17 protein-coding genes and 1 other RNA gene are annotated in these 16,983 nt (G+C 57.9%); 8 read left to right on the top strand and 10 right to left on the bottom strand.

Annotation, left to right across the window (positions count from 1 at the left end; genetic code table 11):
- From murF to mraZ, 6 genes are read right to left on the bottom strand one after another with little or no spacing between them, the layout of a single operon-like run.
- Positions 1–1,380 carry a UDP-N-acetylmuramoyl-tripeptide--D-alanyl-D-alanine ligase gene (gene murF, locus P4L78_RS21045; RefSeq protein ID WP_309330493.1) on the bottom strand — a complete coding sequence of 460 codons (1,380 nt, stop codon included), beginning with the start codon at positions 1,378–1,380 and terminating at the stop codon, positions 1–3.
- Complete coding sequence (locus P4L78_RS21040) at positions 1,381–2,859, bottom strand: UDP-N-acetylmuramoyl-L-alanyl-D-glutamate--2,6-diaminopimelate ligase (protein WP_309330492.1); 1,479 nt, start codon at positions 2,857–2,859, stop codon at positions 1,381–1,383. It abuts the gene before it with no gap.
- Between the two features lie 2 nt (positions 2,860–2,861).
- A complete protein-coding gene (locus P4L78_RS21035) occupies positions 2,862–4,703 on the bottom strand; it encodes a penicillin-binding protein 2 (protein ID WP_283147548.1) in 1,842 nt (613 codons plus the stop codon).
- Positions 4,700–5,008 (bottom strand): cell division protein FtsL, encoded by a 309-nt coding sequence (gene ftsL / locus P4L78_RS21030; RefSeq protein ID WP_283147547.1) that lies wholly within the window; start codon positions 5,006–5,008, stop codon positions 4,700–4,702. The genes P4L78_RS21035 and ftsL overlap by 4 nt, the downstream gene beginning before the upstream one ends.
- Positions 5,005–5,934 carry a 16S rRNA (cytosine(1402)-N(4))-methyltransferase RsmH gene (gene rsmH, locus P4L78_RS21025; RefSeq protein WP_309330490.1) on the bottom strand — a complete coding sequence of 310 codons (930 nt, stop codon included), beginning with the start codon at positions 5,932–5,934 and terminating at the stop codon, positions 5,005–5,007. The genes ftsL and rsmH overlap by 4 nt, the downstream gene beginning before the upstream one ends.
- Complete coding sequence (mraZ, locus tag P4L78_RS21020; RefSeq protein WP_309330489.1) at positions 5,931–6,368, bottom strand: division/cell wall cluster transcriptional repressor MraZ; 438 nt, start codon at positions 6,366–6,368, stop codon at positions 5,931–5,933. The genes rsmH and mraZ overlap by 4 nt, the downstream gene beginning before the upstream one ends.
- Before the next feature lie 289 nt (positions 6,369–6,657).
- Between mraZ and P4L78_RS22975 the strand changes: the two genes are divergently transcribed.
- From P4L78_RS22975 to udp, 7 genes are all read left to right on the top strand, one after another.
- Positions 6,658–6,834: a protein MIGRI gene (locus tag P4L78_RS22975; RefSeq protein WP_405051583.1), complete on the top strand. Its 177-nt coding sequence runs from the start codon at positions 6,658–6,660 to the stop codon at positions 6,832–6,834.
- Positions 6,835–6,946: 112 nt separating this feature from the next.
- Positions 6,947–7,885, top strand: coding sequence for a protein-methionine-sulfoxide reductase catalytic subunit MsrP (msrP, locus tag P4L78_RS21010; RefSeq protein WP_309330485.1), 939 nt, complete (start codon positions 6,947–6,949; stop codon positions 7,883–7,885).
- A 292-nt stretch (positions 7,886–8,177) separates the two neighbouring features.
- Positions 8,178–9,452: a NupC/NupG family nucleoside CNT transporter gene (locus P4L78_RS21005; protein WP_283147542.1), complete on the top strand. Its 1,275-nt coding sequence runs from the start codon at positions 8,178–8,180 to the stop codon at positions 9,450–9,452.
- A gap of 105 nt (positions 9,453–9,557) precedes the next feature.
- On the top strand, positions 9,558–10,340 hold the full coding sequence (deoC, locus tag P4L78_RS21000) for a deoxyribose-phosphate aldolase (RefSeq protein ID WP_309330483.1): 783 nt from the start codon (positions 9,558–9,560) through the stop codon (positions 10,338–10,340).
- Between the two features lie 29 nt (positions 10,341–10,369).
- Positions 10,370–11,689 carry a thymidine phosphorylase gene (gene deoA / locus P4L78_RS20995; protein ID WP_309330481.1) on the top strand — a complete coding sequence of 440 codons (1,320 nt, stop codon included), beginning with the start codon at positions 10,370–10,372 and terminating at the stop codon, positions 11,687–11,689.
- Positions 11,690–11,864: 175 nt separating this feature from the next.
- Positions 11,865–12,272: a cytidine deaminase gene (locus P4L78_RS20990; RefSeq protein ID WP_283147539.1), complete on the top strand. Its 408-nt coding sequence runs from the start codon at positions 11,865–11,867 to the stop codon at positions 12,270–12,272.
- A gap of 34 nt (positions 12,273–12,306) precedes the next feature.
- Positions 12,307–13,083, top strand: coding sequence for a uridine phosphorylase (gene udp / locus P4L78_RS20985; protein WP_283147538.1), 777 nt, complete (start codon positions 12,307–12,309; stop codon positions 13,081–13,083).
- 107 nt (positions 13,084–13,190) lie between these two features.
- Here udp and P4L78_RS20980 read toward each other — a convergent pair whose 3' ends face one another.
- The 3 genes from P4L78_RS20980 to glnK all read right to left on the bottom strand — a co-directional run bounded on the left by P4L78_RS20980 (position 13,191) and on the right by glnK (position 15,526).
- Positions 13,191–13,439 (bottom strand): hypothetical protein, encoded by a 249-nt coding sequence (locus tag P4L78_RS20980; RefSeq protein ID WP_283147537.1) that lies wholly within the window; start codon positions 13,437–13,439, stop codon positions 13,191–13,193.
- Between the two features lie 263 nt (positions 13,440–13,702).
- A complete protein-coding gene (locus P4L78_RS20975) occupies positions 13,703–15,163 on the bottom strand; it encodes an ammonium transporter (protein ID WP_283147536.1) in 1,461 nt (486 codons plus the stop codon).
- Positions 15,164–15,187: 24 nt separating this feature from the next.
- Positions 15,188–15,526, bottom strand: a complete 339-nt coding sequence (glnK, locus tag P4L78_RS20970) for a P-II family nitrogen regulator (protein ID WP_283147535.1) — start codon at positions 15,524–15,526, stop codon at positions 15,188–15,190.
- Positions 15,527–15,806: 280 nt separating this feature from the next.
- Here glnK and P4L78_RS20965 point away from each other — a divergent pair, with 280 nt between their 5' ends.
- Complete coding sequence (locus tag P4L78_RS20965) at positions 15,807–16,067, top strand: accessory factor UbiK family protein (protein ID WP_283147534.1); 261 nt, start codon at positions 15,807–15,809, stop codon at positions 16,065–16,067.
- A 496-nt stretch (positions 16,068–16,563) separates the two neighbouring features.
- On the opposite strand, the gene rnpB is transcribed toward P4L78_RS20965, so the two are convergent.
- Positions 16,564–16,976: RNase P RNA component class A (rnpB, locus tag P4L78_RS20960), an RNA gene on the bottom strand.
- Between the last annotated feature and the right edge of the window lie 7 nt (positions 16,977–16,983).

The following is a 16,983-nucleotide window of genomic DNA, read 5'->3' as shown; positions in this document are numbered from 1 at the left end:
TCAGGCATCCTTTTTATTGTTGTTTTGGGCGATGTCTTGCAGCGCTTGTACTACCCGTTCCATACGCATGAAGCGCGAACCTTTCACCAACACCAGGCTGTCTGGTGTCACTGCCGTTTGCAGCGTGGCCATCAGGTCTTCCAGCGTGGCCGAATGCTTGTTGCCGAACTCACGCGCGGCATTGGCCATTTGTTCGCCCAAGGTAAACAGTTGCTTCACGCCCTGCTCTTTGGCGTATTTGCCGATTTCTGCATGCAGATCAGCAGCATCAGGGCCAACTTCGCCCATATCACCCAGCACCAGGATAGATGGCTTGCCACCGGCGCGGGCCAAGGTAGTCAGTACATCGACCGCGGCGCGCATCGAATCCGGATTGGCGTTGTAGGTGTCGTCGATCAATTGGGTGCCATTGGCCGCCACTTTGCGTTCGAGTCGGCCTTTCACGCCTTTGTATTGCCGCAGGCCAGCAGCAATTTGCGTCACGTCCAGCCCGGCAGCGTAAGTGGCAGCGGCAGCGGCCAGCGCGTTACGCACGTTATGCAGGCCCGGCGCAGGCAGCAGCACGCGGGTTTCATCGATCGGCACACCGAGGATAAATTCCGAGCCTTCCGCCGTTTCGACGATGTCCCGTGCATGCATGTCGGCGGTGTGCAGACCAAAGCTGAGTTGGCGATTGCCGTTGGCCAACTGGCTCCACAACGCAGCATTGGCGTCATCAGCGTTGATTACCGCTGTGCCGCCTGCTTTCAGTCCGCCAAAAATCTCACCCTTGGCCCGGGCCACGCCTTCCACCGAGCCCAAGGCTTCCAGATGAGCGCGCAGCGCGTTGTTGACTACGGCCACATCCGGGCGGGCCAGATGAGTCAGGTAATCAATCTCGCCGAAATGGTTCATGCCCATTTCAATCACCGCAAAACGATGTTGCGCGGTCAGGCGTAACAAGGTCAGTGGCACGCCAATGTGGTTGTTCAGGTTGCCACGCGTCGCCAACACCGCCTCTTCACCAAAGCGGGTGATCAGGATGGTGGCGATCATTTCCTTGACGGTGGTTTTGCCACCGCTGCCAGTCACGGCGATCACTTTCAGGTCGGTCATGCGCTCGCGCCAGTAGGCGGCGAGTTTGCCCAGCGCGGCCAGGGTATCGGGCACGACAATATGCGTGCCACTTACCGCACGCTCTACCAGCACCGCGACGGCACCTTGCGCCAAAGCATCGGCGGCAAAATCATGACCATCAAACCGCTCGCCCTTGAGCGCAACGTACAGATCACCCGGCTTGATGTCGCGGCTGTCGGTGGTCACGCGGACAAAGGCGATGTCGGCATCGCCTGTCAGCAAACCATCAAGGGCCAGCGCTGTTTCGCGCAGGGTCAGCATCATTTACTGCTTCCTTTCCAAAGCTGCACGCGCCTCTTCGACATCGTCGAAATGCTGGCGCACACCATTGATTTCTTGATAAGTCTCGTGACCTTTACCGGCGATCAGCACCACGTCATCCGGGCCGGCCAGGTCAATGGTGTCTTCAATGGCCACGCGCCGATCGAGACTAATGGCGTAGTTGTGATCACCCAGGCCATACACACCTTCAACGCCGGCCACGATGTCTTCCACAATTTTTTGCGGGCTTTCGGTACGTGGGTTGTCGCTGGTGATAATGACGTTGTCGGCCAGGTCACAAGCGATCTTGGCCATCATGGGGCGCTTGCCCGGATCGCGGTCGCCGCCGCAACCAAAAATGCAGTACAAGCGTTTACCGGCAGGCATGGCTTCACGCAACGTAGCCAGGGCTTTTTCCAGCGCGTCCGGCGTATGGGCGTAATCCACCACCACCAGCGGCAAGCGGCCACCACCCAGACGCTGCATGCGCCCGCCAGCGGGTTCGATCTCGCTCAAGACCTGGGCGGCATTGGCCAGCGGCACACCGGCAGACAACAACACGCCCAGCGCGGCCAGCAGGTTGTAGACGTTAAAGCGGCCAATCAACTGACTAACGATGCTGGCGCGGCCCATTGGCGTTTCGATTTCCAGCGCCAGACCGTTGAGCGAGGCATGAACCGCCACCGCACGCAGATCACCTTGGTCGATGCCGTAGGTAAATACTTGCTGTGCTGTGGTCGATTTGGCTAGCTCGCGGCCAAATTCGTCGTCCACATTGATCACGGCGGTTTTGAGTCCTTCCCAGGCAAACAGACGGGCCTTTTCGGCGCCGTAGGCTTGCATGGTGCCGTGGTAATCCAGGTGATCGCGAGTCAGATTGGTGAACACGGCGATATCGAAAGCCACGCCATGTACGCGCGCTTGAGCCAGACCATGCGAAGAAACTTCCATCACCACCTGGCTAGCACCTTGATCGCGGAACCGCGCCATCCACTGCTGCACAGCGACCGGATCAAGCGTGGTGTGGCTGGATGCTTCCTGCGCGCCCCACAAGCCATTGCCCATGGTGCCCATCAAGCCCGTTTTGTTGCCCAGCAAGGTAAATGCTTGCGCCAGCCAATGAGCGATTGAGGTTTTGCCATTGGTGCCTGTCACACCGACCACTAACAACGCTTTGGAAGGATCGCCCAACAAATGGGAGGCGACGATGCCCGCCTGCGCGCGCAATTGCGGCAATGGTAGATTGGGCACTTGCCAGCTTTGCTGCCACGAAAAATCTTCCGCTTCCCACAGCACTGCACCAGCGCCGCGCCCCACCGCGCTACCTATATACGAGCGCCCGTCCGAGTACTCACCCTGAAAGGCAAGAAACACGTCGCCCGCATCCACAAGGCGGCTATCTGCGCGCACCGGTCTACCTGCGGCGATCTTGTCGATTGCAGCCAGGTCCAGCGGGGACAGATTCCAGGTTTTGGGCTTCATGTTTATTCCCTTGCGTCCGATTCGTCGGGCGCAGGCAGCAGGATATTGTCGGTCGGCGCATCGGGCGGCACGCCCAGCAAACGCAAACTGCCAGCCATGACATTGCTGAACACCGGCCCCGCAACCGAACCACCGAAGTGTTTGGCGCCAGTGGGTTCATCAATCATGACGGCGATAATCAAACGGGGGTCAGATGCTGGCGCCATACCGATAAAGGAGGCAATGTACTTGTTCACATACTGGCCACCTTCCAGCTTGTGTGAAGTACCGGTCTTGCCCGCCACGCGATAACCGACCACGCGCGCGGCAACGCCGGTCCCGCCTGGCTGCACGACGGATTCCATCATGTCGCGCATAGCCTGGGCGCTGGCAGGAGTAATCACTTGCTTGCCCGGCATGGGGGCGACCAGCTTGGTAAAGGTGATCGGGTGAATCTGGCCTTGATCGGCAAACATCTGGTAAGCCCGCGCCATTTGCATCAGGCTGACCGAAATCCCGTTGCCAAAGGCCATGGTGGCTTGTTCAATGGGGCGCCAGTTCTTCCAGTTACGCAAAATACCGCCCGCTTCACCCGGAAAACCACTGTGCGGTGGCTCCCCGAAACCGGCGTTGTGATAGGCGTTCCACATGTATTCGCGCGGCATCATCAATGAGATACGCGCAGCGCCGACGTTGGATGACTGCTGGATAACCTGGGCGATACTCAGCACGCCACCGTGGTGGGTGTCGTGAATGGTCGCCGGACCGATCGACATGGTGCCGTTGAAGGTATCAACCTTGGAATTAGCCGTGATCTTGCCGGAATCCATTACTGCCGAGATCGTCACCGGCTTCATGACCGAACCAGGCTCATAGATATCGGTCAGCGCCCGGTTGCGGCGTGCAGCAGGGTCAATGCGGTTGCGGCTGTTCGGGTTGTAGGACGGCGCATTGGCCAGCGCCAATACTTCGCCGGTATGGGCGTCGAGCACCACGATGCCGCCGCCCACGGCCTTGTTCAATTCCACAGCCGCTTTCAGTTCGCGATAAGCCAGATACTGGATGCGCTTGTCCACCGACAAAGTCAGTGTTTCGCCATCGCGCGGAGGAATGATGGTGGAGATGTCTTCAACGATATAGCCGCGGCGGTCACGAATCACCGTGCGGCTACCGGGTTTGCCGGCCAGCATGCTGTCGCGGGTCAGCTCGAAGCCTTCCTGCCCTTTGCCGTCAATATTGGTGAAGCCAATAATGTGCGCCATCACTTCCCCGGCGGGGTAGTAACGGCGATATTCGGTTTGCGCATAAACGCCGGGCACATTCAAGGCCAGCACGGTCTTGGCGTCAGCAGGTGACAGGCCGCGCTTGAGCCACACAAAATCCGGGCGAATGTCTTCGCCGTTCGGGCCTTTACGTGAGACCGCGACAATCTTCTTGAAGATGTCGTCGGTGGTCATGCCCAGCGATTTGGCCAAGGTAGCGACTTCGTCACGTGACACCGGTACCGGGTCCTTATCGTTCGCCGGTTCCCAATCGTCATCACGCTTTTGCCCTGGCGGCAGCAAAATCATGCCGCGCGGGCTGCACCAGATGGATTGCACCGGCGTAGAAATCGCCAGCGGATCGCCATTGCGATCGGTGATCATGCCGCGATTGGCTTCCAGCTTGAGCGCACGGGTATAACGCGCATCACCCTGACTTTGCAGGAATGACTCGTTGAACGCTTGCAGATACAAGCCGCGCGCCAGAAGCACCACGAACAGCGCCATCAAGCCGGTCAGAATCGCCCAGACACGCCAGCGCTCGAGCTTGAGCACGTGGGCGTAACGTTGATGCGGGCGCACGGAAGAGACACGGGCGTTCATTCTTTCAGGTCCGCTTTGGTGGCCGCGCGACCAATCGCGGTACCTTCCGGGCCGATCACTTGCGTGCGTGCGGCGCCTGGCATCTGCATATTCAGTCGTTGCGTGGCCTCGGACTCAATACGCGAGTGCATCGCCCAAGTGCTTTCTTCCAGCTGCAACTGACCCCATTCCACATCGCGTTGACGTGCAACCTCTTGTTCTTTCTGGAGTTCTCCGTAGGCCTTGCGCGAACGGTGCTGACTGGTAACCACGGAGAGAGCGCAAACAATTGCGAGGGTCAGTAAAAATAGATTGAGGCGGATCACAGCGCCGCCTCCGTTCTTTCTGCCACCCGCAGAATCGCACTTCTAGCCCTGGGGTTTGCTGCCACCTCCTCATCGCTTGCCCGAATGGGCTTGCCGATGATTCTCAAGGGTGGCACCGGCATTTCCGACGCCCGTAGCGGCAGTCTGTCCGGCATGTGCGACTTGGACGCATGCTGCATGAACTGTTTGACGATGCGGTCTTCCAGCGAATGGAAGGCGATCACCGATAAACGTCCGCCCGGCTTCAGTCTGGCCAAGGCTTGCGGCAGGATCAGCGAGAGCTCTTCAAGCTCCCGATTAATGAAAATCCGTACAGCCTGGAAGGTACGCGTCGCCGGATCCTGGCCCGGCTCACGGGTACGGACGGCCTTTGCCACGAGCGCGGCAAGTTGGCGTGTAGTCGTGATGGGCTCGATGTCCCGACCCGCAACAATCGCTGTTGCAACCTGTTTAGCAAACCGCTCTTCGCCATAGTCACGTACCACCTCGGCAATTTCTTTTACATCGGCGCTGTTAATCCACTGCGCAGCAGTCATGCCGCGGGTGGTGTCCATGCGCATATCGAGCGGAGCGTCGAAGCGGAAACTAAAGCCGCGACTTCCGTCGTCCAGTTGCGGGGAAGAAACCCCAAGGTCCAGCAATACGCCATCAATCTGCGACACGCCCAGGTCGTCCAGCGCCTGCGCCAGTCCGGCAAAGCCTTCATGGACGATGGTGAAACGTGGGTCAGTAATGGTGTTGGCTTCAGCAATGGCCTGCAGATCCTTGTCGAATCCGATCAGACGACCATTGGGGCCAAGTTTTGAGAGAATGAGACGGCTGTGGCCGCCGCGACCGAAAGTCCCGTCGACATAGATGCCATCGGGGATAATGGCGAGAGCCTCGACCGCTTCGTCGAGCAAGACCGTGCGATGGATAAAACTCACAGCACGATACCTTGCATTTGCTGGGCCAGTTCGGCCGGGTCAATCGCCAGTACGGACGCAGTTTGCGCGGCCCATTTGGCGTCATCCCATAACTCGAACTTGTTACCCATGCCCACCAGTGCGACTTCCTTGTCCAGCCCGGCAATTTGCCGCAAGCGAGGAGGGATCAGCACGCGACCGGCGCCATCCATTTCGATTTCTTCGGCATGCCCGACGATCACGCGGCGAATGCTCACCTGTGCGCCGGACAATTGATTGAGTTTGTCGCGAACCGGCACCCAGTCTGGTTCGGGATAGACCAGCAGGCAGCCTGCCGGCTCAACGGTAATGACCAGTTTGCCGGCGCAATGGGCAGACAGCAGTTCGCGGTGCCTGGCCGGTATGGCCAAACGCCCTTTGCTGTCGAGATTAAGAGTTGCTACGCCGCCGAACATTGCCTGGTTTTTCCTGGTGTTGTGGAGCAGAAAAGGACACTTTCACCCACTTTCTCCCACTTCGCCCCACTATAGAGCAAATAAAAAGGCGCCACAAGGGGCGCTCACGGATTTTTCTGTTTCTATACAATCACTTATAATGGTCATCGTCAGTAAACTGCGATTTAATAAATTCACTCAAAATCAGGCATCAGCGATCCGTACTTAAAGTGCTACATTAAGTATTGCCAGTGCTAACGCGCGCTGTCCCCACCTGATCCTCACTCTTACGCCGCCAGAAAACTCCCAAGTGCTTTCAGCATTTTCCTTGGCTCTACGCCTCATTTTCCTACTGCTTGCCGCCTGGCTGATTTTCAGCCGCCTGTTCCCGCGAGCCCGGCAAGAGGTTGATCGAGCCGTCAACATCACCGCCATGGTGCTGGTTGTTGCATCGAGCATCGTTGTAGTGCTGCACTTTTTTCATTGATACCGGTCCTATGCCAAAAGCATTGCCTCGTAAGAGAATGCCGGTATAACGATGAAAGAAAAAAGCCAGCCGCGCGACTAAAGCACTATCAGGCCACCTGCGGGAGAAACCCATGTCTCGATTTATCTTCAAGTCCGACGTCGCACCGAGTGAAATCACGCCCGAAGAGGTCTACCGGCAACGCCGACTGTTCATGCAGGCGGCCGGTACGCTGGCGGCGGCAAGCTTTGTACCTGAACTGGCCATGGCAGCTGCCGCGCCATCCTTTGCCGGGGCGCCCAGCAAATACAGCACCACTGAAGCCAAAAACACGTTTGAGCAGATCACCCACTACAACAATTACTACGAGTTCGGCACGGATAAATCCGATCCGGGCGAAAATGCCGGCACGCTGAAAACGCGGCCATGGAGCGTGCGGATTGAGGGCGAATGTGCCAAACCGCAAACGTTTGATATCGATAGCCTGGTGAAACTGGCCCCGCTGGAAGAGCGTGTCTATCGCCTGCGCTGTGTGGAAGCCTGGTCGATGGTGATGCCGTGGGAAGGGTTTCCGCTGTCTGAACTACTCAAGCAGGTGCAGCCTAACGGCAACGCCAAATATGTGGAGTTCACTTCGCTGGCCGACCCAAAGCAAATGCCCGGGGTCTCCGAGCGCGTGCTGGACTGGCCGTATACCGAAGGCCTGCGCATGGATGAAGCCATGAATCCGCTCACGCTGCTGACCTTCGGCCTTTATGGCAAGCCGTTGCCTAACCAGAACGGCGCGCCGGTGCGGATCATCGTGCCGTGGAAGTACGGCTTCAAGAGCGCCAAATCCATCGTCAAGATCCGGCTGGTCGAGAAACAGCCGGCCACGGCGTGGAACAAGTCGATCCCGAGCGAGTACGGTTTTTACTCCAACGTAAACCCGGAAGTGGATCACCCGCGCTGGAGTCAGGCCACCGAGCGCCGTATTGGCGAATTCAGCCGTCGCAAGACGCTGATGTTCAATGGCTACGGCGAGTACGTTGCGGCGATGTACCGCAATATGGACCTGAAAAAGTTCTACTGAGGCTGCTGACACCGGCGCCAAACGCTACCGGCCTGGCATTCCCCACACAACCGCGCATTGTCGCGGTTGTTTCATTTGCGCTGTCCGCACCAGCCACCTGAGGCGCAATGCGGGAAACCCCATTCGCATATTTCAGGTTTTCTGCCAAAAATAGGATACGCATCAAAACACGTGCAGCTGCCGCGGGTATGTTGATATGCCTTTCACATATCCAGCTGCACTCGTGCCACAAGCGCGCCGCTGCAGACAAAAGCACCGTTAACAAACCGTTTTCCGGGGAGTACCAATAAAGATGGATATCGTCCGCAGCCTGTTCGGCATGGTGGTTCTGTTACTGATTGCTTTTGCGGTTTCCAATAACCGCCGCCTGATCAAACCCCGCGTCGTCATTGCCGCCTTGCTCACCCAAATCGTGATCGGGGCATTCATCCTGTTTGTACCCATCGGCAAAGATATCCTGGCCGGTGCCGCCAATGCGGTGAACCACGTGCTCGATTATGGCCAGCACGGTATTTCGTTCCTGTTCGGCGGCCTGGTCGACAAAAAGATGTTTGAAATCTTTGGCGACGGCGGCTTTGTATTCGCCTTCCGCGTATTGCCCGCCATCATCTTTGTTACCGCGCTGATTTCGGTGCTGTATTACATCGGCGTAATGAAATGGGTGGTGCTGATCCTGGGTACCCTCTTTCACAAGGTCATTGGTGTTTCCAAGATCGAATCTTTCTCTGCCGCCACCACCATTTTTCTGGGCCAGAGCGAGATGCCTGCGGTGGTCAAACCGTTTGTTAAAAACATGAACGGGCCGGAATTGTTTGCGGTGATGTCCAGTGGCATGGCGGCAGTGGCGGGCTCGGTGCTGGCGGGTTACGCCGGGCTGGGCGTGAAGATGGAATATCTTCTGGCCGCCTCGTTCATGGCGATTCCAGGCGGCTTGTTGTTTGCCAAGATCATTTGCCCGAGCACCGAAGAAAGCAAAGTCGAATTCAAGGAAATCGGCTTTGACGAACATCGCCCCGCCAACGTTATTGAAGCCGCCGCATCCGGCGTTTCCGTCGGTTTGCAGATTGCCTTCAATGTCGGCGCCATGCTGATTGGCTTTATTGGGCTGATTGCGCTGGTCGATGGCGTGGTCGGCGGCATCTTCGGCTGGTTTGGTCATCCCAACTGGACCCTGGAATACCTGCTGGGTTATGCCTTTTCGCCGCTGGCCTGGCTAATTGGCGTGCCGTGGCATGACGCGCAAATCGCTGGCAACTTCCTCGGCCAGAAAATGATCCTGAACGAGTTTGTCGCGTATGTCGGCTTGGCGCCTTATCTCAAAGACGCGGCCTCAGTTGCTGCCGCTGGTTTGCAGGTGCTGGACCCCAAAACGCTGGCGATTGTGTCGTTCGCGCTGTGCGGCTTTGCCAATTTCTCATCGATTGCCGTGCTCGCGGGCGGTTTCTCTGCCGTCGCCCCGGAACGCCGGTCGCAAGTGGCTCGCTACGGCTTGCGCGTGGTGGTGGCCGGTACGCTCTCTAATCTGATGAGTGCAACCATTGCCGGTATTTTCTTGTCTGTGCATTAAGCATCCAGTCCCCGAGCCGTAGGCCCGACCTGCAAGCGCCTGCGTCGGGCGGGTCTACTGCATCGCAATGCCCGTTCTTCATCTTATCTTCAGCCGGAGGTTGTCATGACCGAACTGAATCGCAACCAACTCACCGAAGCCGCCCTGCGCGCGCTGCATCTGATGGACCTGACCGCGCTGAATGACAGCGACACACACGAATCCATCCGCGCCCTGGCCGCCGCCGCCGATACCCCGGTTGGCACACCCGCTGCACTGTGCGTCTATGCGCAATTTGTCAAAACCGCCAAAGAAGCGCTGGCCAGTAAAGGTTTGACTATTCCCGTCGCCACAGTAACCAACTTCCCCAAGGGCGAAGCCAATCCGCAGGCTGCGGCCGGAGAAACCGCCGAAGCCGTAATTCTGGGCGCGGACGAGGTCGATGTGGTGTTCCCGTTCCGCGCCTTGATGGCAGGAGACGAGGAAGTCGGCCACAAACTGGTGGTACAAAGCCGGCTGGCGGTGGGTGACAAAACCCTGAAAGTGATTATTGAGTCGGGTGAGTTGCAAGAATCCCATCTGATTAAACGCGCCAGTGAAATCGCCATCGCGGCGGGTGCGCATTTCATCAAAACGTCGACCGGCAAAGTGCCAGTCAACGCCACCTTGCAAGCGGCTGAGATCATGATTCAGGCGATACACGATTCGGGTAAACCGGTCGGCTTCAAGGCCGCTGGCGGCGTGCGCACTGCAGCCGAAGCGGCGGCCTATCTGGCTATTGCCGACCGTATCATGGGCCCGGCTTGGGCGAGCCCGGCGACGTTCCGCTTTGGTGCCTCCAGCTTGCTGGGCAATTTACTGGTCACGCTGGGGCACGATGCGGGCGCCACGCGTAGTGTGGGGTATTGAATCCCACCGACGACAGCCCAGGACTCACCATGTTTCTGCCCCAGGAAATCATTCGCAAAAAGCGGGATAACATTGCACTCAGTGCTGAGGAAATCGGCTGGTTTGTGCGCGGTGTGGGCGATGGCAATGTGTCGGAGAGCCAGATAGCGGCCTTTGCCATGGCCGTTTTCTTCAACGACATGTCCACCAGCGAGCGCGTTGCGCTGACGCTGGGCATGCGCGATTCGGGCGAGATACTGGAATGGGCTTCGGCCAATTTGCCAGGGCCGGTGCTGGATAAACATTCCACCGGCGGCGTGGGTGATCTCACCTCACTATTATTGGGGCCGATGGTCGCCGCTTGCAGTGGCTTCGTGCCGATGATTTCGGGACGTGGCCTTGGGCATACCGGCGGCACCCTGGATAAACTGGAAGCCATTCCCGGCTATAACATCACGCCGGATACCGACACTTTCCGCCGTCTGGTACGAGAGACCGGCGTCGCGATTATTGGCCAGACCGCCGCGCTGGCACCCGCCGACAAACGCATTTACGCGGTGCGTGATGTCACCGCCACGGTGGAGTCGGTCGCCATGATTACCGCCTCCATCCTTTCCAAAAAGTTGTGCGCCGGTTTGCAGGCGCTGGTCATGGATGTAAAAACCGGTTCCGGCGCGTTTATGCCGACCATGGAAAAGTCGCTGGAGCTGGCCCGTAGCATTGTCGACGTTGGCAACGGCGCGGGCCTGAAAACGGCGGCGCTGCTCACAGACATGAACCAGTCGCTGGCACCGTGTGCTGGCAATGCGCTGGAGATCCGCTGCGCCATTGATTATCTGACCGGCAAATCCCGCCCGACGCGTTTGCATGAGGTGACCATGGCGCTGGCCGGACAAATGCTGCTGCAAGGCGGCCTGGCGGTCACGCTTGAACAAGCCGGGCAACAACCGCAGGCCAGCCTGGATAGTGGCGCGGCAGCGGAACGCTTCGCCCGGATGGTCGCCACACTGGGCGGCCCGGCTGACTTGCTGGAACATCCCGAACGACACTTGCCGCAAGCCCGAATCACCCTGCCTGTTACCGCGACTCATTCGGGGTACGTCTCGGCGGTGGATTGCCGCGCGCTTGGGCTGGCGGTGGTCAATCTGGGCGGCGGACGGCGCCAACCCGACGACGCCATTGATTACTCGGTAGGGCTGACCGAATTGGCCGAGATTGGCCAGCGCATTGAACCAGGTGACCCGCTTGGCGTAATACACGCCCGGGATGAGAACAGCGCCCGCCAGGCCGTGGCTGAGGTCACCGCCGCCTACAAGCTGGCAGCGGTTGCGCCTGATCTGCCACCCGTGGTTTACCAATATGTTGAATAACCCAGGCTGGCCTCGTTCAGGCCGCAAAGACCAGGCATGAGGCCGGGATCAGGCTACAACAAATGAATTAACGCTCATGTCGTGCTCACGCTAGCAGTGAGCGGCAATTCATCTGCCATCAAACCCGCTTTTCGCGAGGATGTTGATCCTCGCATGCGATTCTTCAGGAGCCGATATGAATCACGATCAACTGATGCATGAAGCAAAAACCGCGCGGCAGAAGGCTTATGCGCCGTATTCAAAGTTTCTGGTCGGAGCGGCGCTGCTCACGCGAGACGGCAAGGTGTTTCATGGCTGTAATGTCGAAAACGCCTCCTACGGGCTGTGTAACTGCGCCGAACGTACCGCACTGTTTGCCGCGGTGGCCGCTGGCTACAAGCCAGGCGATTTCCAGACCTTGGCCGTAGTTGGCGATACCGATGGCCCGATCGCCCCGTGTGGCGCCTGCCGCCAGGTCATCATTGAACTGGGCTCGCCCAAACTGGAAGTGGTGCTCACCAATCTCAAGGGCGATGTTGAAGTGACCAGCGCCAGCGCGTTGCTGCCCGGCGCGTTTTACCTCGACCCCAACGCCAATAAATAACCGCTTGCCCGCGCAAGCAGAAAGGACAGCCGCAATGTCACAAGCCAACGTGCAATCCGAAGTGTTTCACCTGGGTTTAACCAAAGCCATGCTCAAAGGCGCCACTGTCGCCATCGTGCCGGGTGACCCGGGCCGCAGCCAGCGCATCGCCGAGTTGATGAGCAACCCGCAGCCACTGGCCAGCCATCGCGAATTCAACTCCTGGCTAGGTGAACTCGACGGCAAGGCCGTGGTGGTATGTTCGACCGGCATCGGCGGCCCTTCGACATCCATCGTGGTCGAAGAACTGGCACAACTGGGCATCCGCACCTTTTTGCGCGTCGGCACCACTGGCGCTATCCAGCCGCACATTAACGTGGGCGATGTGTTGATCACCACCGGTTCGGTACGGCTGGATGGCGCGAGTTATCACTTTGCACCTGCCGCTTACCCCGCCGTCGCCGACTTTGCCTGCACCACGGCGCTGGTCGCGGCCGCCAAGGCAAAAAACGCCACAGCCCATATCGGGATCACCGCCTCTTCAGACACGTTTTATCCGGGTCAGGAACGTTATGACACTTATTCCGGGCGGGTGAACAAGGAATGGGAAGGCAGCATGAAGCAGTGGCAAGCGCTGCATGTGATGAACTACGAGATGGAAAGCGCCACACTGCTAACCATGTGTGCCGCGCTGGGCCTGCGCGCCGGGATGATCGCCGGGGTCATCGTGAACCGCACCCAACAGGAAACGCCCAACGCTGAGACCATGAAAAAGACCGAAGTGGATGCGGTTGCCATTGCGGTTGAAGCGGCTCGGCAACTACAGGGCTAAATCTGGCGATCGAGATATACGTTCAGCAAAAACCGGGCTTCACGCCCGGTTTTTTTGTCAGCGCCAAGCCATTACAACTGGGCATGTTTAACGGAAAGTGAAGCGGTTCAATCCCGTTTTTCACTGGACCAGGGCAGCAACCAGTACGTGCCCCCGAAAAACGTTTTGCGCTGGGGCGCGTTTTGCGCCTGATATTCGATCCACTCGGCCAGCCCGGGCGCGGTGACCTTGGCGCACTCTTCGCGCAAATGGTCGAACGACTGCACGATGCCGGCAGTGCCAGCGTAGTAAAACGCACTCCAGGCTCCCTGGTATTTGTTCAACAAAAACGCGCGGGCGGTATGGGTATCGATCATGCGGCAACGGCTCCATGTTGATGAGGTTTAATCCTTCGCGCCGCCGATCATGCTGCCTCTTGGCATCAAGCCGATTCGAGCGGAGCCCGGCTTTCCGGATCAGTCAGCAGCATAACGCAACGTTACTGACTGGCGTTGACGTTGCGCATGTCCCGCCCGGCGCTCCGCAAACACCAGACAAAAAAAACCCGCCTTGCGGCGGGTTGAAGGTACGACTCTGCTCTTTACGATCAAACAGGATGTGTTCTGTTTTATAGTTTTACTTATTCCACACGTTCGCCGTGCAGGGACACATCCAGACCTTCGCGTTCTTCTTCTTCAGTCACGCGCAGGCCGATCACAACATCAATAATCTTCAGCAGGATGAAGGTCAGCACGCCGCTGTAGATCAGGGTGCACAACACGCCCTTGACCTGCAGGATCACGCTGCCATCAGCACCACCGATATCTTTCACAGCGAATACACCGGTCAGGATCGCACCCAGGATACCGCCAACACCGTGCACGCCGAAGGCATCCAGGGAGTCGTCGTAACCGAGCTTGTGCTTGAGCCACGAAGCGGACCAGAAGCAAACCACACCAGCCAGCAGGCCGATGATCAGCGCGCCACCCACACCGACGAAGCCGGATGCCGGGGTAATCGCAACCAGACCAGCCACTGCACCAGAGATGATGCCCAGGACGGAAGGCTTGCCCTTGGCAACCCACTCGGCAAACATCCAGCCCAGTGCCGCCATGGCGGTAGCAACTTGTGTGGTCATCATGGCAAAGCCGGCACGACCATCAGCAGCGACTGCGGAGCCGGCGTTGAAGCCGAACCAGCCCACCCACAACATCGAAGCACCGATCAGCGACAGCACCAGGTTGTGCGGAGCCATGGCTTCTTTGCCATAACCAACACGCTTGCCCAGAACCAGGGCGCAAACCAGACCGGCAACACCGGCGTTGATGTGCACAACAGTACCGCCAGCGAAGTCCAGGACGCCTGCAGTTGCCAGCCAGCCTGTTGGTTCCCACACCATGTGAGCGATCGGGGCGTAAACAATGATGGACCACAGAGCCATGAACACCAGCATGGCCGAGAACTTCATGCGGTCAGCAAACGCGCCGGTGATCAGTGCCGGAGTAATGATGGCGAAGGTCATTTGATAGACCATGTACACCGATTCCGGGATCGAAGAAGCCAGATGGCTCACGGTCAGCGTGGTTGCGTTGGCACCCTTGATGTAGTTCATGCCAGACAACATGACTCGCGAGAAGCCACCAATAAAGCTGTTGCCAGGAGTGAAGGCCAGCGAGTAACCGATAACCACCCACAAAATGGTGACGACACAAGTGATGGCAAAGCTTTGCATCACAGTGGCCAGCACGTTCTTTTTGCGAACCATACCGGCGTAGAACAGTGCCAGACCAGGAATGGTCATGAACAGCACCAGTGCGGTAGAGGTCAACATCCACGCGGTATCACCGCTGCTGATCTTGGACGAATCTACCGAGAACGGTGCTGTAGGAGCCGGGGCAGCGGCGGGGGCCGAAGCGGCGCCAGCGGCTGAAGCGTCAGTCGTTACCGCCGAAGCTACGGCGGCAACAACTGCCGACGCATCCGAAGCCACTACGGCCGCGGCATCTGATGCCACTGCAGCCACGGAGGCATCGTCAGCAAAGCTCGGGGCCGCCATACACATCGCGCCCAGCAATGCGAACATCGCAAAGACTTTTTTCATCGGGTCATCTCCTTCCCAATTTTATTAGATTGCAGATTCGCCGGTTTCACCGGTACGAATACGAACAACATGCTCAAGCGCGAAAACAAAAATCTTGCCGTCGCCGATCTTGCCGGTGTTTGCGGCTTTTTCGATCGCTTCCAGCGTCTGGTCCAGCAGGTCGTCGGCAATGGCGACTTCCAGCTTTACCTTGGGCAGAAAATCAACAACGTATTCCGCACCACGATACAGTTCGGTATGGCCCTTTTGCCGACCGAATCCCTTCACTTCAGTTACGGTCAAGCCGGCTACACCAATTGCCGACAAGGCTTCACGAACCTCATCCAGCTTGAATGGCTTGATGATGGCGGTAACAAATTTCATGGGTGTGCTCCTCATGTGTCCCGGTAACGACGTTTCCCTATGAGCAGAAACCGTGCCAGCGTAAATTTTCCCAATGTTTACAACGGATAAACGGCACCATCAGAAATATTTCTGGTAAACCGCACCGAATTTGCGCGCGTGAACCAAGTTGAAAATTCAATATGCACCATGCAAGTGCGCATTGCCTGAAGAAATATTCACGTAAGCATTTCAGCCTGCGGTAGGCATTCTGCGCTGCTCTGCTAAACTGATAAGGTGCAAACCATTCAGGAGAAGCGGCATGATCAAGGAAAAACTGTTCGACGAAATTTCCAGCAAGATCTCCGATGCCATCGCCAACAGCCCGGCGCGTGATGTGGAAAAAAACGTGCGGGCAATGATGAGTTCGGCCTTCACCAAGCTGGATCTGGTGACACGTGAAGAATTCGAAATCCAGCAAGAAGTGCTGGCGCGCAGCCGTGAGAAGCTGGCGGAACTGGAAGCGCGGGTACTGGATCTGGAGCAGCGCCTGCATGGCGCCAATCCGCAAGACGGTATTTGAGCGGCGTTGAATCTGCAGATTGCTGGTTCAACAAAAAAAGCCCGGTTTATGCCGGGCTTTTTTATTTGGGGGACTGGCTTTAAGAGCCTTTTCTTCCTGGCGGCACACCAACTCCCGATTGAGTGGCGATATTGGACTTTGTAGAGCGGCCGCATTCCACCTGGTCATATCAACGACAAGAACCAACAAGAACCATTACGTCGTCAATCCCGTACAGGTGGGAATCCAGTACAAGGCCCCTCAAACGGGACTGTTCACCAACAATCCCGTAGCCTGGGTGAAACGAAGTGAGAATCCGGGGAAGCAATGCGCCAACGAGCCATCAGCATTTGCCTCACGCCAATATCGCCTGCATTCCCGTTAACGGTTATGCCAGGAAGTGGCCTTCATCCGGCCTCCCAACATTGGCCAATAAAACCAGCCATCACGCTTAAAAACAAAAAAGCCACCGATCAACTCGGTGGCTTTCATGCATGCTGAAATAGCAAAATGTGAGGGGCGAAGCCAGCCGATAAGCCGGGTTTTGTACAGATGCTCGCGCATCCTGACAGCCATTCCTCTACGCCCACCATTACTAGTGGGCTCTTGCAACCTACCCGCAGGCTCGGCGGGCCACCTCAACGCCTGCTGCTTGGTCTTGCTCCGGATGGGGTTTACCGAGCCGCCCGGTTGCCCGGGACGCTGGTGCGCTCTTACCGCACCGTTTCACCCTTGCCTGTGCCATTTGTAGACACGACCAAAGCCGCATCATGCAAATGTGGACCAAAGTCCTGCCATCGGCGGTCTACTCTCTGTTGCACTTTCCGTCGCCTCACGGCGCCCGGCCGTTAGCCGGCATCCTGCCCTGCGGAGCCCGGACTTTCCTCCCCCCGTGTATTAATAACGGGCAGCGGCTGTCTGGCTTGCTTCGCGGCCG

The sequence above is a fragment of the Silvimonas sp. genome, from assembly GCF_031291215.1.
Classification (GTDB): Bacteria; Pseudomonadota; Gammaproteobacteria; order Burkholderiales; family Chitinibacteraceae; genus Silvimonas; species Silvimonas soli.
Note: the sequence above shows the minus strand (reverse complement) of the source record. Positions and strands in the feature narration are given on the sequence as shown.